Here is a 19,240-nt window from a genome sequence, read left to right as displayed (position 1 = left end):
CCATCTTTTTGGTGGAGGGATATCTGCGGTTCGAGTGGCCGGGACAATCTTATGGCTAAGTGGCGACAGCAGAGCACTGATAGCAGACGTGAATTGACAGTACCTTCTGAGATCGCGATCAGCATTGTGTGCTACTTGACATGGGGACTTATCTACTGGGGCTTTATAGAAGCTCTTTTCTGTTTACCTCGTGAATTCTACATCAGGTTGAACGATAAATTACATGCCGGGTAGTTACCGCCCCAGATCATCTGCCAAATAGCTATATCGCTGTAGGCTAAATGGCTTCTCCCTCATCGACTCAGTGTGGGGGAGTTGACCCAGCTCACTTTTTAACTATCGTTGTTTGAAATTTATGCGTGATTTCTGCGCATTACATTCCATTTTATCCCCCTGACGCTGCCCTTCATGTTATCTTTAAGGCCCTCTTTTTTATCGCAGTGTGCCGCACTACATCGCTCGGGATAGTGTTACCGCCACTGCCTCATACAGACAGAAAAACCGATGAATAAGCAAAATTATGCACCTGGGATGCGGGTGGTTATTCGTGATGCAGAGTGGCGCATTCGCCGGGCGGATGACAGCGGAGATGGTGGCCACCTGCTGACCTGTGATGGAATTTCGGAGCTGGTACGCGGTAAAGAAGGGCTATTTCTGACAAAGCTGGAGCAAAAAGTCGAGATTCTAGATCCAGCAAAAACAAATCTGGTGGAAGATGAGTCAGCCAATTACCAGGCGGCTCAGTTGTACATAGAGGGCCAGCTACGCCAACGCGTCCCGACTGACAGCAAAGTCCATTTTGGGCATCAGGCTGCGATGGACTCCATGCCCTTTCAGCTCGATCCCACGCGCATGGCACTGGCGCAACCGCGCCAGCGGATATTAATTGCTGATGCGGTAGGGCTGGGTAAAACGCTTGAAGCCGGTATCCTGGTTTCAGAGCTGATTCGCCGCGGACGTGGCAAACGCATTCTAGTGCTGGCGGTTAAATCCATGCTCACGCAATTCCAGAAAGAGTTCTGGAGCCGTTTTGCTATTCCGTTGACGCGGCTTGACTCCGCTGGTTTACAAAAGGTGCGTAACCGCATCCCAACCAACCACAACCCGTTCCACTATTTCGATAAGACCATTATCTCCATCGATACTCTGAAACAAGACATCGAATATCGCCACCACCTGGAAAACGCCTGGTGGGATATTATTGTTATCGATGAAGCACATAACGTCGCTCAACGTGGGACCAGTTCCTTACGCAGCAAACTGGCAAAATTGCTCTCCGGGCGTAGCGATACGCTCATTATGCTCTCGGCCACGCCGCATGACGGTAAGGCTGAAAGTTTTGCTAGCCTGATGAACATGCTCGACCCGACGGCTATTGCCAATCCTAAAGAGTATGAATACGCCGATTTTGCCGACAAAAATCTGGTTGTGCGTCGCTTTAAAAAAGACGTAAAAGATCAGATGGCTGGCGAGTTTCCGGAGCGCAATATCGTCAAATTGATACGCCCGGCAACCGGAGCTGAAGAAGAAGCCTACCACCGATTGGTTGAGAGTCAGTTCTGTGACGATGATGATGAAGACTCGCGGTCAAATAAAGGTCGCCTGTTCAAAATTACGCTCGAAAAAGCGTTGTTCTCCAGTCCAATGGCATGTGCCAGCGTGGTGGCTAACCGCCTGAAGCGGCTGGAGAACCGCAAAGAAATAAACAGTCAGAGCCAGATTAACGAATTAGAGTCATTGCTGCTGGCGCTCAATAATATTGATGCCAGTCAGTTCAGCAAGTATCAGTTATTGCTGGAGACCATCCGTAACGATCTCCGCTGGAAAGCGAATAACACGGAAGATCGTCTGGTGATCTTTACCGAGAGTATCAAAACGCTTGAGTTCCTTGAGCAGCAACTGCGTTCCGATCTCAAGCTGAAAGACGATCAAATTGCCACGTTGCGAGGCGATCAGGGCGATACAGTTCTGATGGAAACCGTCGAAGCGTTTGGCAAATCCCAGTCTCCGCTGCGCCTGCTCATCTGCTCGGATGTCGCGTCTGAAGGTATCAACCTGCACCACCTCAGCCATAAAATGATTCACTTCGATATTCCGTGGTCGCTGATGGTATTCCAGCAGCGTAACGGACGTATTGACCGCTACGGGCAAAAACACCAGCCACAGATCCGTTACTTGCTGACTGAAGCCAGTGAACCGCAGATCAACGGTGATATGCGCGTGCTGGAAGTGCTGATCAATAAAGACGAACAGGCGCAGAAGAATATCGGCGACAGTTCCGAATTTACCGGCAAATTTACCCAGGAAGAGGAAGAAGAGCAGGTTGCTGAATTCATGATGCAGGACGATGGCGCCAGCCTGTTCGACGACCTGTTGAATAGCAATGTCACTGAAAATTCTGAACACGACCTGTTTGGCGAAATCTGCAGCGCAGTGTCCAGCGATGCTTCGACCGTGACCGAAAGCGACATTAGTCTGTTTGATAATGAGCAGGCATACTGCGAAAAAGCGCTAGGCTATCTGAAGGCCTGCGGCCAGACAGTGCAATACGATACCTTGCCTGATAACACCTTATCGCTGGTCGCACCGGAGGAGTTACGCCGTCGTTTTAACCAGTTACCGCCGGAAATTGCGCCGGAAAACTGGCAGCTTTATCTAAGCCAGGACAAAACTGTTATTACGGAAGCCATTTCGCGTGCGCGCGGTGAGCAACATGCCTGGCCCGATGTGCAGTATCTCTGGCAAATTAACCCGGTCGTGCAGTGGTTAGACGACAAAATTCAGTCTGCCTTTGGTCGCCACCAGGCTCCGGTGATGCGTCTGCCGCACCTGTTTGAACCTGATGAGGATCATTTCATCCTTTCCGGGTTGTTCCCGAACCGTAAGTCGCACCCGATGGTGAACCCGTGGCTGGTGGTGAGCTTTAACCGCGAAACGTTAAGCGGTAGCCTGCCTTTTGCTGAGTTCCTGAAACGACATCCGCAACTGAGTAGCAAGCTGACTAACAGTGGCGGTAAAAATCGTAACCATCAACGCCAGCAGGATCTGCTGGAAGCGGCAATCGCCCATGCGCGGGATGTGTTTGTTCACGATCGAAATGCTTTTGAAGAGCGTATCAATCAGCAGCTCAATGAGCATCTACAGAAGCTGGACGTTCTGCGTGGGCGTCAGCTGAATCAACTGGAGCTGGATTTTGCCGATAATAAACAGCAGCTTTCAGTGAAACAGAGCCGCAAAGAACAGCGTCAGCGCGAAATCGAACACAATTTTGACAGCTATATCCAATGGATTGAGGACACCATGACCACCGAAAAAGAGCCCTACATTCAGGTTATTGCTGTAATCACCGGAGCGGAGGGCTAATCATGGCGCTGGTCGGTATTAATAACGAAAACGAATTTTACTCCAACCACTATCTGGGCGAAGTCTTTACCAGCGATATTCGCGATGTTCTGGAGCCCTGGATTGAGCAGGAAAATGCCGCTCGCGAAGCTGAACGTGCTGCCCGTGAAAAGGGCAAAGAGGTTGAGGCGGGCTACCGCGCACCGTGGAACCAGCTTTACAGCCTGGCGACAGAGTTTTTCCGCAAACTTACTGAACATGAGAAACAGCGCCAGATCCCACAGCGTCTTGCCGATCAGCGCAGTCGCTGGCAGCCGCTGTTAAAGGCATTGGGTTATGAACTCAATCCGCATATTCAGATGCTGGATGACGATACGCCTTTGCCGGTACTGGCTCGTTACAACAGCACCGACGGTAGTCCGTGGCTGTGGATTGTTGAAGCACATGACCAGGAAGAAGGAACGCTGGATCCGCTGGCGCTGTCGCTGCTGACCGCGCAGTTCCCGGTAGATACCGATAAACATAAGCGCGACAGTCTGCGTAAAAAAGCGAACGGCGAATACCGCAGCTGGCAGGATCTGTTCTCCACGGTGGTCTTCACACAAAATGAACCGCCGCGTTTTGTGCTGCTGCTTGGCAATCGCCAGCTGTTATTGCTGGATCGTACTAAGTGGGCGCAAAACCGTCTGCTGCGTTTTGATTTTGAAGAAATTTTAAGCCGCCGTGAAACGGATACGTTGAAAGCGACGTCGGTGTTGCTACACAAAGATTCGCTGTTGCCAGGCAGCGGTGCGCCGTACCTCGATTCGCTGGATGACAATTCGCACAAACATGCGTTTGGCGTGTCGGAAGATCTGAAATATGCCCTGCGTGAGAGCATTGAGCTGTTGGGCAATGAAGCGATGCGTTATCTCATCAACAACGAGCTGGCTTATTACACCGGGAAACGAGCTATTAACCCGGATGAGTTGAGCCGCGAATGCCTGCGGTATATGTATCGCCTGTTGTTTCTGTTCTATATCGAAGCTCGCCCGGAGCTGGGCTATGCGCCGATGACCGCCAAAACCTATCTGCAGGGTTACAGCCTGGAAACACTGCGCGATCTGGAGATGATCCCGCTGACAAACGAAGAAGATCGCAATGGGCGCTACTTCCACGATAGCCTGAATATGCTGTTCAAGCTGGTGCGTGACGGTTACAGCGGCGGCGTGAAAATGCAAAGCGATCTGGAGAGCGGCGATCAGATCACTATTCACAGCCATCAGTTCAGCGTACCGCGCCTTGAAAGCCATCTGTTTGAAGCGAATAACACCCGCATTCTTAACCGCGTGGTGTTTCGCAACGAAACCCTACAACAAATTATTCAGGCGATGTCGTTAAGCCGCCCGGGTAAAGGGCGTTTTAACCGCCGGGGGCGTATCTCCTATCGCCAGCTGGGTATCAACCAGTTGGGTGCAGTGTATGAAGCGCTGCTCTCCTACCGAGGATTTTTTGCCAGTGATGACCTCTACGAGGTGAAAAAAGCCGGAGAAGAGTTTAACGAGCTGGAGACAGGCTACTTCGTCAGCAAAGACGAGATCGGCAAATACCACGACGACGAGAAGGTTTACGAAAAAGACGGCAGCCTGCGTATTCACCGTAAAGGCAGCTTTATCTATCGGATGGCCGGGCGTGACCGCGAAAAATCCGCCTCTTACTATACCCCGGAAGTGCTGACCCGCTCGTTAGTCAAATATGCCCTGAAAGAGCTGTTTAAAGAGCAAATTGATCCGATTACCGATCCGCACGCCAAAGCCGACGCCATATTAAACCTCACCGTGTGCGAACCGGCGATGGGCAGCGCAGCATTCCTTAACGAAGCCATCAACCAGCTGGCGGAAGCTTACCTGTTCCACAAACAGCAGGCGGAAGGTCGCCGTATTCCTCAGGATCGCTACACCCAGGAGCTGCAACGGGTGAAGATGTACATTGCCGACAACAACGTATTCGGCGTGGACTTAAACCCGGTGGCGGTGGAGCTGGCGGAAGTGTCGCTGTGGCTGAACGCCATCAGCGGCGATACATTTGTACCGTGGTTTGGCTACCAGCTGCACTGTGGCAACTCGTTGGTGGGCGCACGCCGTCAGGTGTTCAACAAGAGCGAGCTGACCTACAAAAAAGCGAAAGATCCGAGCTGGCTTAACAGTGAACCGGCCGAGCTGGCGATGAATACGCCGCGCGAAGAGAAGCAGATTTTCCACTTCCTGCTGCCGGACAGCGGCATGGCCAATTACAGCGACAAAACCGTTAAGCAGCGCTATCCGGATGATTTCAAAGCGCTGGACAGCTGGCGCAAAGAGTTTACCAAAAGCTTTGCACCGCATGAGATTGCCGATGTGCAGCGCATCAGCGGCAAAGTGGAAGCGCTCTGGAACACGTTTCGTCAGCAGCTGAAAGCTGAGCGCCAGAAAACCGCCGACAATTATCCGGTTTGGCCTGCGGAAAATACGAACCAAGCCCGCTCTTCTTTAAGCAGCAAAGATGAAACCTTCAGCGGCCGCCTCGAAGATAACAGTACCTATCTGAAACTGCGCTGGGTGATGGACTACTGGTGTGCGCTGTGGTTCTGGCCGATCGACAAAGCGGATGAACTGCCCGATCGCGGTATGTGGCTGATGGAGATGGAGACTCTGCTCGATGGTATTGTCGTCACGGAAAGAGTCACTGAAGCCGCAGAGCAGGCCACCGGCGATCTGTTTGCCGACGAGGGCATGGTGCGTGAAGAGTCTTCGCTGTTTTCCGGTGCTGGTCGCCTGAAAACCGATGTGCTGTTCCGCCATTTGCCACGTCTGGCGATTGTTGATGCGCTGAAGAAGCAACATCGTTTCTTCCACTGGGATCTGGAATTCAGCGATCTGTTCGCCGAGCGCGGTGGTTTTGACCTGATGCTCGGAAACCCGCCGTGGCTAAGGGTGGAATGGCAGGAAGCTGGCGTGCTGGGCGACTTCGAGCCGGAATTTGTACTGCGTAAGCTGAGCGCTTCTAAACTAGCGACGTTGCGTATTGATACCTTTAATCAGATTCCGGCACTGGAAGAGGCCTGGCGCAGCGAATATGAAGGCTGTGAGGGGATGCAGAATTTCCTTAATGCGCAGCAGAATTACGCTGTTTTGGCGGGTCAAAAAGCGAATCTGTATAAATGTTTCCTTCCTCAGGCGTGGCGTTTGGGAGCGCGTAAAGGTGTGGCAGGGTTCCTACACCCTGAAGGGATTTATGATGACCCGAAAGGCGGGCAATTGCGCGCGTCGGTGTATCCGAGGTTGAGAGCGCATTTTCAGTTTCAGAATGAGCTAAATTTGTTTGTTGAAGTTGATCATCATGCGAAGTTTAGCAGCAATATTTATTCTGCCAGTCCTAGCCTTGTAGGGTTTGAACACATATCTAATTTGTATACACCACAGACCATTGATGCATGTTTTGATCATTCTGGAGGTGGAGAAATACCCGGGATAAAGGACGAGATTGAGTACGAGGGTAAGTTAAAGGTTGTATGGAACACATCAGGTCACCGTTCTCGACTAATAAGTATCACCACTCATGAACTGGAATTATTTGCTCGCCTTTATGACAGTGAAGGAACTCCTGCGTGCCAAGCCCGCTTGCCAGCTCTTCATGCAACTCAACTAGTTGCTGTGCTGGATAAATTTGCCGACCAGAAAACGAAGTTAGGAGATTTAGGGGATAGCTATTATTCAACCCAGCATTGGAATGAAGTTAACGCCCAAAACGATGGAACTATGATTCGTGAAACTCAGTTTCCAGAGAATTCCTCACAATGGATTTTATCTGGCCCGCACTTCTTTGTTGGGACACCGTTCTACAAGACTCCGCGCGAAAACTGTACGTTAAACAGCGATTATGACTGCCTCGACCTGCTAACCCTGCCCGACGATTACTTGCCGCGTACTAACTATATGCCAGCATGTGATGTGCAGGAGTATGCCAAACGTACTCCACGAGTGACTTGGACTGAACCTGGTGAAGACGAGCCGAGGAAGGTGACGGATTATTATCGTTTTGTGAATCGGAGAATGTTTGGAGCATCATCAGAACGTTCTATGATCTCTAGCATAGTTCCAAAGCACGTTGCTCATATACACCCTGTACTCTCAACGACATTCAGAGAGCCAAAAAGCCTGCTAAGCTTTTCAGCATTTTGTCATTCAATAGTGGCTGATTTTTATTTGAAAACAACAGGGCGGGCGGATGTTTATGAATCTACATTGCGTTGCTTCCCTTATGTTGAGCTAATGAGTGCAAACTCAAGAGCATTAGCTTTGAACGTGTTAACGAAAGATTATGCTGGTCTCTGGCAATCCTGCTATAACCCAGATTTCAACACCCAGCGCTGGAGCCGCAATCTCCCGCAACTTCCACAAGATTTCTTCGCCAATCTGACCCCTGAGTGGCAGCGTGATTACGCCTTACGCTCTGACTACAGTCGCCGTCAGGCGCTGGTGGAAATCGACGTGCTGGTAGCACAGGCGCTGGGTTTAACCCTCGAAGAGCTGCTGACTTTATATCGCGTCCAGTTCCCGGTAATGCGTCAGTACGAAGCCGATACCTGGTACGATCAAAACGGCCGAATTATCTTTACCCCAAGCAAAGGGCTAGTGGGCGTTGGCCTGCCGCGTACCGCGCGTAAAGCGGACCTGAAAAACGGTTTTGTCTTTAACGTCGACAGCCCAGACTGGACCGGCGGCGACTGCACCGATCAAGCCATCGGCTGGGATGATGTCAAGCATCTGCAAACCGGCACTGTCAGCGTCACTTTTGATGATTATACACGCAGCGATGAAGGCGAGCGCCGAACCGTCATCTGGCAGGCACCTTTTATCAAACCTGACCGTGAAGACGACTACAAAGTGGCCTGGGCATTCTTTGCACAAGATAAGGAGAGCGTCTGATGCTGCCTTCTGTTGTCAGTCGGCAGGTTGCCGACAGCGTTGCCTCCTTTTTACGGGCAGCCTTCCCGCTTAACAGCCCGCTGTTTAATGGTGAAGAAAATAATAACGTCTCGATGCTGGAGCAATTTCTGTCCCAGCCGGAAACGCTGCTGAAAGGGCCGTATCTTTCCGCTCAGCTGCCGTTTCGCAAAAGTGACTTACCGCTGAACTTCTTCCCTAACCTGACGCTGCCGTTCCCACCGCACGCTCATCAGGCGCAGGCGTTCCAGCGCCTGGGTATCGAGGTGCCTCTGCCGACGCTGGTGGCGACCGGGACGGGTTCCGGTAAAACGGAATGTTTTATGTTCCCGCTGCTTAACCATTGTGCTGGGGTATCAGAGGCCGGTGTTAAAGCGATCATCATTTATCCAATGAACGCTCTGGCAACCGACCAGGCCAGCCGTTTCGCCAAAACCATCGCCAGCGATCCGCAGCTGCATGGCAAAGTGACCGTCGGCCTGTTTGTCGGCGACAGTGAAATCGAGCCCAGCAAAAAGATGTCTGCGGATAAAGTCATCACCTGCAAACATACCCTGCGCGAGAACCCGCCGGATATCCTGCTGACCAACTATAAGATGCTGGATTACCTGCTGATGCGCCCAGGCGATCAGAAGCTCTGGCGCTATAACCAGCCTGGGTCACTGCGTTATCTGGTGGTAGATGAACTGCATACGTTTGATGGTGCGCAGGGGTCGGATCTGGCCTGTCTGGTGCGTCGCTTAAAGCATCATATTGGTGTCGATGACAAGCGTTTTGCCTGTGTGGGGACGTCGGCTACCGTAGGTGACGAACTGGGACAACTACTCGATTATGCGAAAACGATCTTTGATCAGCCGTTTAGCGATGACGCGGTTATTCGCGAAGATCGCTACACGGCGGCGGAATATCTGCAAGGTTATACCATCGAGTACAGTCAGTATCCGGGCCAGGATGTCAGCGCTGCGCTGGATCCGCAAACGTACGCCAGCCCGGTAGATTATCTGAACGGACAAATTTCACTATGGTTTCCGGATAGTTCACTGCAATTACCTGCCGATCTGGACAGCGATCTCGGACGTGAAAAGCGTATTGAGTTGGGCTCATTGTTACGTCGCCACAGCATCCTGCACGTACTCCTTGAGGATTTGCAAGGGGGGATTTTGTCGGAACAGCAGTGCCTGGAAAATCTCCAGGTGATGCTGGCGGAAAGCGCCGGGCATGCAACCCGCGTGCTGCAAAGCATTCTGGCACTAATTGCCCAGGCACGCCTGGAGGTTCCAGAAAAACAGGAAGATCGGGAAAAGCGCCTACAGGCGAATAAAGCACGTCCCGTTCTGCCTTTTGTGCAACTACGTTCTCAGCTGTGGTTGCGCGAGATGCGCCGCCTGGTTGCCAGCGTGTCAAAAACACCTGAGCTTGTTTTTGCTGATGATGTCGCGGTGGAAGACCGCGAACATTATCTTCCCGTTATTCACTGTCGTGACTGCCATGCTACCGGGTGGGCGAGCCTGCGCCATGGTCAGAGCGTTCAACTCGAAACTGATCTGGACGGTATTTATCGTCAGTTCTTCGAAAAAGGCCGTTCTATTGTACTGGCCTTCCCGGATAACAACGATAAACCTGTCAGCGGTGTTCACCAGAAGCTGTGCCCTTCCTGTTTAAAGCTCAATAAGCAATCTAACGTGCAGTGCGGGCATTGTGGCCATACTGGTCTGCTACAAGTACTTATCCCGGATATGCTCAAAGAGCGTAAGGATGAGCTGGAATTTGCCAACGAATGCCCGTACTGCAACAGCAAACAGGGTATTTCGATTCTTGGGTCACAGGCAGCCAGCCTGTCGGCGGTGATGATCCATCAGCTTTATGGCAGCCAGTTCAACGAACATAAAAAGCTGATTACGTTTTCTGACTCGGTACAGGATGCCGCACACCGCGCCAGTTTCTTTACCGCCCGAACCTGGCCGTTGATGGTACGCGGACAAATCGCCAGCGTGTTGGGTGAAAAAGAAACGTTACCGTTGGATACCTTTGCGGCACGCGTCTGCCGACAGACGCGTGAGCGTTCACCGGATGATGCTCATTTTGTCGCGAGCTTCATCGCGCCCAACATGCAGTGGATGAACGATTACCAGACGCTGAAGAACGAAGGCCAGCTGGCAGAGAGTTCCGATTTACCGGAGCTGGTTTCTCTTCGTCTCGACTGGGAGGTATACAGCGAATTTACCCTACGCGCGCGAATTGGACGTACGCTTGAGGCCACGGGTTACGCAGCTGCAGGAATTGATATTGCACGTTTCAATTCAGCGATAACGGCGCTTCACCAACAGCTTGTCGAAGAGCTGGGTGATGAAATGGTTGGGGTCAGCGTTGAGCAGGTGGCACACCTGGTGATTGGCGTTCTTTGGCATCAGCGGCAGGCGGGAGCTGTTCTGCATCCGGCGTTCGAAAGTTATCGGCGTGAGGGTAAGACCTTTATGATGACGCAGAAGGAGCGAACTTCACGCTATATGCCGTCTATTGGCCCGAAAACGCGTAAACCTGCCTATGCATCATTTGAAAAAATAAATGGTTTCCATCGCCTGATTGGCGCGAAATCCAACCCCAGCTGGTATCAGCATTGGATCAACCGAACGCTCAGCAACGGCAATAATCTGTTTATCAGCAGCCTGGCCGAGACGGTTTTACGACGTCTGTTTGCGGCACTGAAAATGGCTGGGTTGGTAAAAGATTTTGATACAAAAGGCAAAGAAGCATGGGGGCTGGTACCTTCGGCGCTGGTGGTGAGCCGTGATGTTGTTCAGCTAAACTGCTCTTGCTGTCGTGAGGTTGTTCGGGCACCGGCCGATCAGGGGTGGCACTGGCGAAACGCGCCATGTCTTTCTCTGCGCTGTGAAGGCCGCTATCAGGAAGCTGAAAATGCGGTGACCTGGCACTGGGATAATATGGACATCGCGCGTGTTCAGGGGGCAGAGCATACCGGATTACTGAGCCGTGAAGATCGTGAGGCTACGGAACAATCGTTCTACCGCGGTAATCAGCCATGGAATATCAACCTGCTCTCGGCAACACCGACGCTGGAGATGGGTATCGATGTGGGTGACCTTTCTACGGTATTACTCTGTTCTGTTCCACCCGCGCAGGCTAATTACTTACAGCGTATTGGTCGTGCCGGGCGTAAAGACGGCAATGCGCTTAACATTACGGTGGCTGAGGGGAACCCGCACGATCAGTTCTTCTTTGAACAACCTCTGGAGATGATGCAAGGGCAGGTACAGGCCCCTGGTGTGTTCCTGAACGCAACGGCTATCCTGGAGCGTCAGCTGGCCGCATTCTGCATGGACAACTGGGTGAAAACTGGCGTCCCGGCATCTGCTATCAGCAAAAATGTGAAGCAGATGCTGGACGAGCTGGAGTTTGGACACAAGTCTGGGTTCCCATATAACTTCCTGCGTTATGTTGATCAGCATCATGTGTATATTGCTCAGCAGTTCTCGTCTATCTTCCCTGACCTTACGGAAGACACACGTCTACAGCTCCTGTCATATTTGCAAGGAGCACCAGGACAACGTTCTCTGGTGCAACGTATAGAAGAAGCATTAAAACTGCTGGTGGAGGATCGCAAATCGTTGCGTTCCCGGATTGATAAGCTCAAGCGCAGTATCGACAAGCTGGAGAGCGATCCGCACGATCAAAACTTTGACAGCGATATGCGCGAGTTGACTTCGGAACGTCAGGCGCTGATGGCGCTGGTGAACCAGATCAACAACAAGCAAACGCTTAATTTCCTCACCGATGAAGGATTACTTCCCAACTATGCCTTCCCGGAGGCCGGTATTACGCTGCGTTCTGTGCTGTGGCGGCGCAAGGACGGTGGGGAAACACGTGAATATCAGAACACGACCTACGAATACGAACGTCCGGCTTCAACGGCGCTGGCTGAGCTTGCTCCATTGAATAACTTCTATGCGGGCGGGCATAAAGTTGAAATCGAACAGATTGACCTGAAAGTGTCTGAGCCTGAAAACTGGCGTATTTGCAGCCACTGTAACTACAGCGAGAATATTGACCAGACCGGCGATCAGCATAAATACTGTCCAAAATGTGGCACACCAGGTTGGGCTGATGCCGGGCAAAAAACGACATTACTGAAGCTTCGTCAGGTTTATGCCCGCTCAAGCGCGCGTGACAGCCAGATCAGTGATGAGAGCGATAGTCGCGAACCGGCATTCTTCCAGCGACAGCTACTGGTCAGCTTCGAAAAAGAGGATGTATCGGCCGCTTATGCTATTGATGAAGGAGAAATCCCGTTTGGCTTTGAGTTTTTGAGCAAAGTGACTCTGCGAGATATCAACTTTGGCAAAATGGCGGATGACGCCAATGAGCTGATGATCGCAGGAGAGGCAAAGAAACGCACCGGGTTTAAAGTTTGCCTCGGCTGCGGCATGGTGCAGCGCCCTCGCGACCATGAACCACGCCATGACCTGAGCTGTAAATATCGCGCTGAACCCGAAAAAGCGAAGTTTGAAGATTATCTCTACCTTTATCGCCAACTGGAATCTGAGGCATTGCGTATCCTGCTGCCAGTGACCAGCTACAGCAACGATCGCGTGGTGGAAGCCTCCCTGGGTGCAGCCATTCAGCTTGGGCTTAAACATTACTTCAAAGGTAACGTGGATCATCTGAAAGGCGTGGTGTATCGCGAGCCGGAAAATGAGGGCGAATCCTGGCGTCAGTATCTGGTGATTTACGACACCGTACCAGGGGGGACTGGCTCACTCAAAGAATTGATGCGTACACCTGACAACCTTCTGAAATTACTTGAGCTGGCCTACAAGGCGCTAGTGGAATGCAGCTGCAACCATGATACGCATAAAGACGGCTGCTATCGCTGTGTTTACGCTTACCGTGACCGCGGGCGTATGAAGTATGTATCAAGAGATCAGGCGCGTCTCTTACTGGCGAAAATCCTGAAGGCCAGTGCTTCTATACGCGTTATTGATTCCATCAAAAACATTTCGCTTGATGCCATGATGGGGAGTGAACTGGAAAAACGGTTCATTCACTGCCTGCAGGATAACAAAAATCTTCTCGTGAGCCGGAGTTATGCCCATCAGAATGCAGGCTGGATTATTAATACCCGTACAGAACCGGCGATGAGCTGGCATCTCAAAGCACAGGTTGATTTAGGGGTTAAAGAAGGAGTAGGCATCCTTAGCCGACCAGATTATGTGCTCTATCCTCTGATGCAGTCAGAAAAGATAAAACCGGTAGCAATTTTCCTGGATGGTTTTGCTTTTCATAAAGATAGCGTGTCGGATGATGTCCAAAAACGGCAGGCGATTAAAGACAGCGGTAATTATTGGGTATGGACAGTGACCTGGGCAGACCTTCAAGAACAAGGTATTAAACATGTACAGAATGTCATGGGGCTTGGTCATAACCCGAATATGAAACAGCCTAAGTTTTATAACCCTTTCCATGATACAAACTTTGCGACGCTTGAAGGTTCATTCAGGGAGAGAAACAGTTTTGCACTGCTACTCGATTATCTCTCTGATCCCGGTAATAAAACTCTGCTATGGCAGAAAATGGCCGCTGCCTATGCTTGGGTGTGGCTGGATCCTAAAAAGTCGCAGGATACCGGAGCCAAACAAAAGTATGCCTATGAAATGCAGGAGAACGCTCCCGCTTATCGGTTGAATGCACTTTTGCCTGATGAACCTTTTGTATTTGGTGGTTTACTGGATAGCTGTAGTTCATCACAACAGTTCATTGAGCTGGCAGCTGTTGTACCGCAACAAGCCATTAAATCAACGACAAGCATTGAACAAATGCGAAATTGGTTGAGGCTGCATATTTGCTTTGACGATCGTTATTCGCAGGATGATGGCTATGAAGCCGGATTTAACGGTTTCTGGTGGATGGTGAATTTACTGCAGTTCCTGCCAGATATGACATTCACCAGCCGTAAAGCGGTCCATTTACCGCAGGAGCCTGAAGCGGTAAAAATGCAGACTTCGGTGGTAGTGGATATTCAGCCTGACGAGAGCTGGGCGGAGATACTTGAGTTTGGTTTATTGAGCGCAGAAGAAATCGCTTTGCTTCAGTCGTTATCACTACCGGCACCGACAGTTGGATATGAATTGCAGGATGACGATGGCGAAATTATTGCAGAAGCCGATCTCGCCTGGCCGTTACAAAAGCAAGCCTTGATTATCGATAATCAGGACTTTACTCCTTTATTCGAAAGTAAGGGTTGGCACGTTGCGTTCGGGCCAATTGACGAAAGCACATTACAACATCTGTTCGGAGGTGACAAATGACGGTTCAAGCGCCAATGGTGGCACTTTCTGATGGTTTTCTGGGGGCTTTTGCGCGGATTCCTAAAGCACAGCAAAAAAAGGTCCAGGAATTCATCTCCAAGTTCCGCCAGGATCCGACGAGTAATGGAATTAACTACGAAAAAATCCACGATGCGCGCAGCAATAACGTGCATTCCGTGCGTATTGATCAGACCTACCGGGGAATAGTCCTGAAACCCGTACAGGGGGATCTGTATATGCTGATGTGGGTGGATAAGCACGACGAAGCTTATGACTGGGCGCGGCGACATGATTGTGCAATTCACCCGGTTACTGGTGCGATTCAGGTAATTGATATCAGCTATATTAAACCCGCCTCCGAACCTGTTGTTGTTGATAAACCCAAACTCTTTGCTGCTTATACTGCGGAGCAGATCCTCGCGCTCGGTGTTCCTCCTGTGTTTATTGAGCAGGTAATGGCTCTTGTAGATACAGTGGGGCTGAATCAGCTAGAAAGCGTGATGCCAGCGGAAGCTTGGGAACCTCTACACTGGCTGGCAGAAGGGCTGGATTACCAGGAAGTGCTGGAAGAGTTTAACGAACATCGTAATGAGCCTGTTGATACTAACGATTTTATTGAGGCGATTGAGCGAAGTAAACGTCGCTTCCATGTTGTTGAAAATGAACAGGAGCTACTGCAAATGCTCAATGCGCCACTGGAAAAATGGCGTGTGTTCCTGCACCCGAGCCAGCGAAAACTGGTGGAGTCTCCGGCAAATGGTCCGGTACGTGTATTAGGTGGTGCAGGCACGGGAAAAACAGTTGTTGCGATGCATCGTGCTCGTTGGTTATCCCAACGTCTGGCCGATAAACCGGGTAAGAAAGTCCTGTTCACGACCTTCACCCGCAACCTGGCGGCGGATATTCGCGCCAACCTCCAGCGTTTGTGTAGTCGTGAGGAGATGGCGCGTATTGAAGTTGTTAACATTGATGCCTGGATGAGCGAGCAACTGAAACGCCATGGATATGATTTCCGCGTGGTGTATGACAGCGATGAAGGGCGACGTAAATGCTGGAACTATGCCTTGCAGCAAGTCCCTGCTGAACTGGGTTTACCAGAAAACTTTTATTCTGAAGAGTGGCAACGTATTGTTCAGCCGAATGCTGTTTACAGCCGTGAAGAATATCTGAAGGTGAGCCGTATTGGTCGAGGTACGGCGTTATCACGTATTCAGCGTGCGAAAATCTGGCCTGTGTTCGAAGAGTTCCGGGCACAAATGGCGCGTGCCAAACTGCGAGAAATGGGTGATGCCATGCATGAGGCTATTATTCTGTTTAAAGAAAAACAGGTGCAATTGCCTTATAGCAGTATCGTAGTTGATGAAGCTCAGGATATAGGTGCACCGGCCTTTACCCTTATTCGTAGCCTAGTCCCGGAGTCTCCTAACGATCTTTTTATTGTGGGTGATGGACATCAGCGTATTTACCGCAATAAAGTCGTGCTCGGTCAGTGTGGGATTAATGTTCGTGGGCGTCGTAGTAAAAAACTGAAAATTAACTACCGGACTACAGAAGAGACGCGACAGTTTGCTGTCGGGTTATTAACCGGCGTTAAGGTTGATAACCTGGATGGTGAAACTGATTCCAGCAACGATTATTTATCATTGCTTCATGGTGAAAAACCCATGATCACTTATGCTTCAGATTTTAAAGAAGAGGCTGCGACGATTATCAAGCAAATTCAGGCGTTGTTAGCCAATGATGTTCGTTCCCAAGATATCTGCATTACCGCTCGTACGAAGCATGCTTACGAGCGTTATGCTTCTGCTCTGAATGATGCTGGAATCGAGACCTATAATCTAGGTCAGGATAGTGGTGATAGTGATCAACGCCCTGGTGTGCGTATGGCAACTATGCACCGCATTAAAGGGCTAGAGTTCCAGTATGTGTTCCTTGCGGGTATCAACGATGGCGTCGTGCCGGAAGTGAAAGCCATATCATCTGACGATCCTGTTGAACAACGTGATGCTCTATTTAATGAACGTGCGCTACTCCATGTTGCAGCAACCCGTGCGGTAAAAGGGTTATTTGTTTCTTCATATGGCGTACCGAGTACATTACTAACTGTACACTAGTCTTTTATTATGTGGGCCAGGGTTCTTTTCTCTTGGCCCCGCAGCTGATGATATGCTTTTTCGCAAGCTGATTGACACCATTTGAGATCTTTTTTCACTAGTAGTTTAGCCCTTTGGATCCCTAGGGCAGTTCGTAAGCGTTTAGGCGATAGAGACATTTTCTCCGCTGGACGTACGGCGGCAGAATTCGTCAAACGGAAGATAGCGGCCTTTATCGTCCGTCACGCGGCTGTAGTGTTGGTTGAGTTTCAGATCCACTCCGTTAAGTTGGGACAATGCAATAAGTACCGGTGATCTTTTGATTGACATGTTGCTATCTCAAAATTTGATGAATTTGAGTTATACAGACCGCCACTTAAAACTATCTCAATTTTCCTTTTTTTTGAGATAGAACGTTCCCTGTGAAGACATGATAATTTATAGGTATCCCTATGCTTCAATCTCTGAACCACTTAACGCTTGCTGTCAGTAATTTGCAAACTAGCCTGACCTTCTGGCGCGATTTGCTGGGGTTGCAGCTACATGCTGAGTGGGATACTGGCGCTTACCTTACCTGTGGCGACCTTTGGGTCTGCCTTTCTTACGACGTATCCCGTAACTACGTGGCCCCGCAGGAAAGTGACTACACCCACTACGCATTCAGCATTGCGCCAGAGGATTTTGAGCCGTTCTCGTGTAAGCTGAAACAGGCGGGAGTGACGGTCTGGAAAGACAATAAAAGCGAAGGGCAATCTTTCTATTTTCTTGATCCGGATGGCCACAAGCTGGAGCTGCATGTGGGAGATTTAGCATCCCGACTGACGCAGTGCCGGGAGAGGCCTTACTCTGGAATGCGTTTCGGTCCTGGAAAATAATCACGCAACTTTGTGATCTTCCACGCAGTATTCAATTTTACATCCCATTCTGGGGGCAAATCCCCAAACTAAAATCTCACAACCCATTAATTTTCAATAAATTAAATGAAAAGGCGAGTCCGGCCTTCGCATCAAAAGCATATAAATGGACCTCAACTTAGGTCTTTTTTATGCATGAAATCCAGAAGTTACCTACCTTTCTCGGTTGAGCGCTGTGTTTTTTCCGTTGTTATCAGAATGCTAACTGTCAGTACAGAGCCGACAGACAAAAAGTATGTCTGCAATAATGTCTTGAATGTACATATAGTTGCGAGCATCATCGCAACTATGTGCTCATGAATTCTTCAATGTAATGACCTCTGACAAAACCCTAAAGCAAGCGATATCAAATATTACTATTTGGCGCAAAGGCGAACAGCGAGCGCCGCATAAGCCGTTATTGCTGTTATATGTTCTCTCGCACTATCGGCAGGGGCACGATCGCCTGTTTGATTATGGTTCTGAAATTCATGAGCAATTGCTGGATTTGCTGGAGCGCTATGGGCCACAGCGCCGTGAACAGCGCCCGGATATGCCGTTCTGGCGTCTGAAGGGCGATGGTTTCTGGGAATTGCAAAACGCGGAATTCTGCTCAACCAGCGGTAGCCGCCAGCCGCCCAAGCGCGAACTCATTGAATATAATGTTGCTGGTGGGTTTGATGCCGTCAATTTCGCGCTGGTAATAAAAAAACGTAAGCTAATCGACACGCTGGCGCAGCAGATCCTTGAGGCGCATTTTCCGACCAGTATTCAGGAAGACATCGCTGACGAGATGGGTTTTGATATTCGCACCTCTCTCCGTCAACGCGATCCGAAGTTCCGCCAGGCGGTGCTACGAGCTTACAATTATCAGTGTGCGGTCTGCGGCTTCAATATGCGCCACGACAACGCCCCTATAGCCCTTGAAGCAGCCCATATCAGATGGAAGCAGCATCATGGTCCTTGTGAAGTACCTAATGGCCTGGCGTTGTGCGCAATCCATCATAAAGCGTTCGATCGTGGTTCGATTGGTCTGGATGAAAATATGCGCGTGGTGGTTTCCGACGCGGTGAATGGTGGCGGAGTGGTACAGCGGCTGTTCTGGGATTTTGCGGGGAAAGAGATCGCGTTGCCGCAGATGAAAGAAAATTATCCGGGTGAACGGTTTGTGGAATGGCACAAGAGGGAGGTGTTCAGAGGAGGACATTGATCTGGGGGGATTTTGAGTGAGGTATACGTTATCTGCTAAAAACAGAATCACATCAAAGGCATCAAAGTAATCGGCCACGGTTCTCGCACTATGGTCTGTAGCGCGCTGGTGGAGTCACACCTGTGGTCAAGCGACGCGTAGAGCGCCAGATGAGCCATCATGCGCACAATCGGAATTTATAAGGGCGGCACCTTAAAGAGCACGGGGAGATTGTAAGCAACCCGATATTGCTGGCTTTTGCTTAGCTTGCTGACGGGATTCGTCGGATGAAACATGAAAATTACCTCATGTTTTATATAAGGATTCGACACTATATCAAAACCGGTAACTCTCAATCTTTCAAGGCTATGTGTCAGATCAAGTGGCAACTAATAAACATAAATTTAAAAATCTATATATCTGGCCAGATAGACTT

At 50.3% G+C, this 19,240-nt stretch carries 7 protein-coding genes; 6 read left to right on the top strand and 1 reads right to left on the bottom strand.

All coding sequences use genetic code 11. From position 1 onward, the window contains the following. Positions 1–504: 504 nt before the first annotated feature. Genes OLG56_RS19045 through OLG56_RS19030 form a run of 4 tightly spaced genes read left to right on the top strand, consistent with a single transcriptional unit; the run spans position 505 to position 16,743 of the window. Positions 505–3,363, top strand: coding sequence for a DEAD/DEAH box helicase (locus OLG56_RS19045; protein WP_061377151.1), 2,859 nt, complete (start codon positions 505–507; stop codon positions 3,361–3,363). 2 nt (positions 3,364–3,365) lie between these two features. Next, a complete protein-coding gene (locus OLG56_RS19040) occupies positions 3,366–8,288 on the top strand; it encodes a DNA methyltransferase family protein (RefSeq protein WP_061377150.1) in 4,923 nt (1,640 codons plus the stop codon). Beyond that, the gene (locus OLG56_RS19035; protein WP_061377149.1) at positions 8,288–14,629 is read left to right on the top strand and encodes a DEAD/DEAH box helicase family protein; all 6,342 of its coding nucleotides are present in this window, start codon (positions 8,288–8,290) and stop codon (positions 14,627–14,629) included. Before OLG56_RS19040 ends, OLG56_RS19035 begins: the two co-directional genes overlap by 1 nt. Next, positions 14,626–16,743, top strand: a complete 2,118-nt coding sequence (locus tag OLG56_RS19030) for an ATP-dependent helicase (protein WP_061377148.1) — start codon at positions 14,626–14,628, stop codon at positions 16,741–16,743. The genes OLG56_RS19035 and OLG56_RS19030 overlap by 4 nt, the downstream gene beginning before the upstream one ends. Positions 16,744–16,884: 141 nt before the next feature. Here OLG56_RS19030 and OLG56_RS19025 read toward each other — a convergent pair whose 3' ends face one another. Continuing rightward, positions 16,885–17,052, bottom strand: a complete 168-nt coding sequence (locus tag OLG56_RS19025; protein WP_154666328.1) for a hypothetical protein — start codon at positions 17,050–17,052, stop codon at positions 16,885–16,887. Between the two features lie 122 nt (positions 17,053–17,174). On the opposite strand from OLG56_RS19025, the gene OLG56_RS19020 reads away from it, so the two are divergent. Beyond that, positions 17,175–17,597 carry a fosfomycin resistance glutathione transferase FosA7.6 gene (locus OLG56_RS19020; protein WP_061377147.1) on the top strand — a complete coding sequence of 141 codons (423 nt, stop codon included), beginning with the start codon at positions 17,175–17,177 and terminating at the stop codon, positions 17,595–17,597. Positions 17,598–17,949: 352 nt separating this feature from the next. Further along, positions 17,950–18,825, top strand: coding sequence for a phosphorothioated DNA-binding restriction endonuclease (locus OLG56_RS19015; RefSeq protein ID WP_000199876.1), 876 nt, complete (start codon positions 17,950–17,952; stop codon positions 18,823–18,825). The last annotated feature ends 415 nt before the right edge of the window (positions 18,826–19,240 follow it).

The organism is Salmonella sp. 2018103, assembly GCF_026247685.1.
Classification (GTDB): domain Bacteria; phylum Pseudomonadota; class Gammaproteobacteria; order Enterobacterales; family Enterobacteriaceae; genus Salmonella; species Salmonella enterica.
Note: the sequence above shows the minus strand (reverse complement) of the source record. Positions and strands in the feature narration are given on the sequence as shown.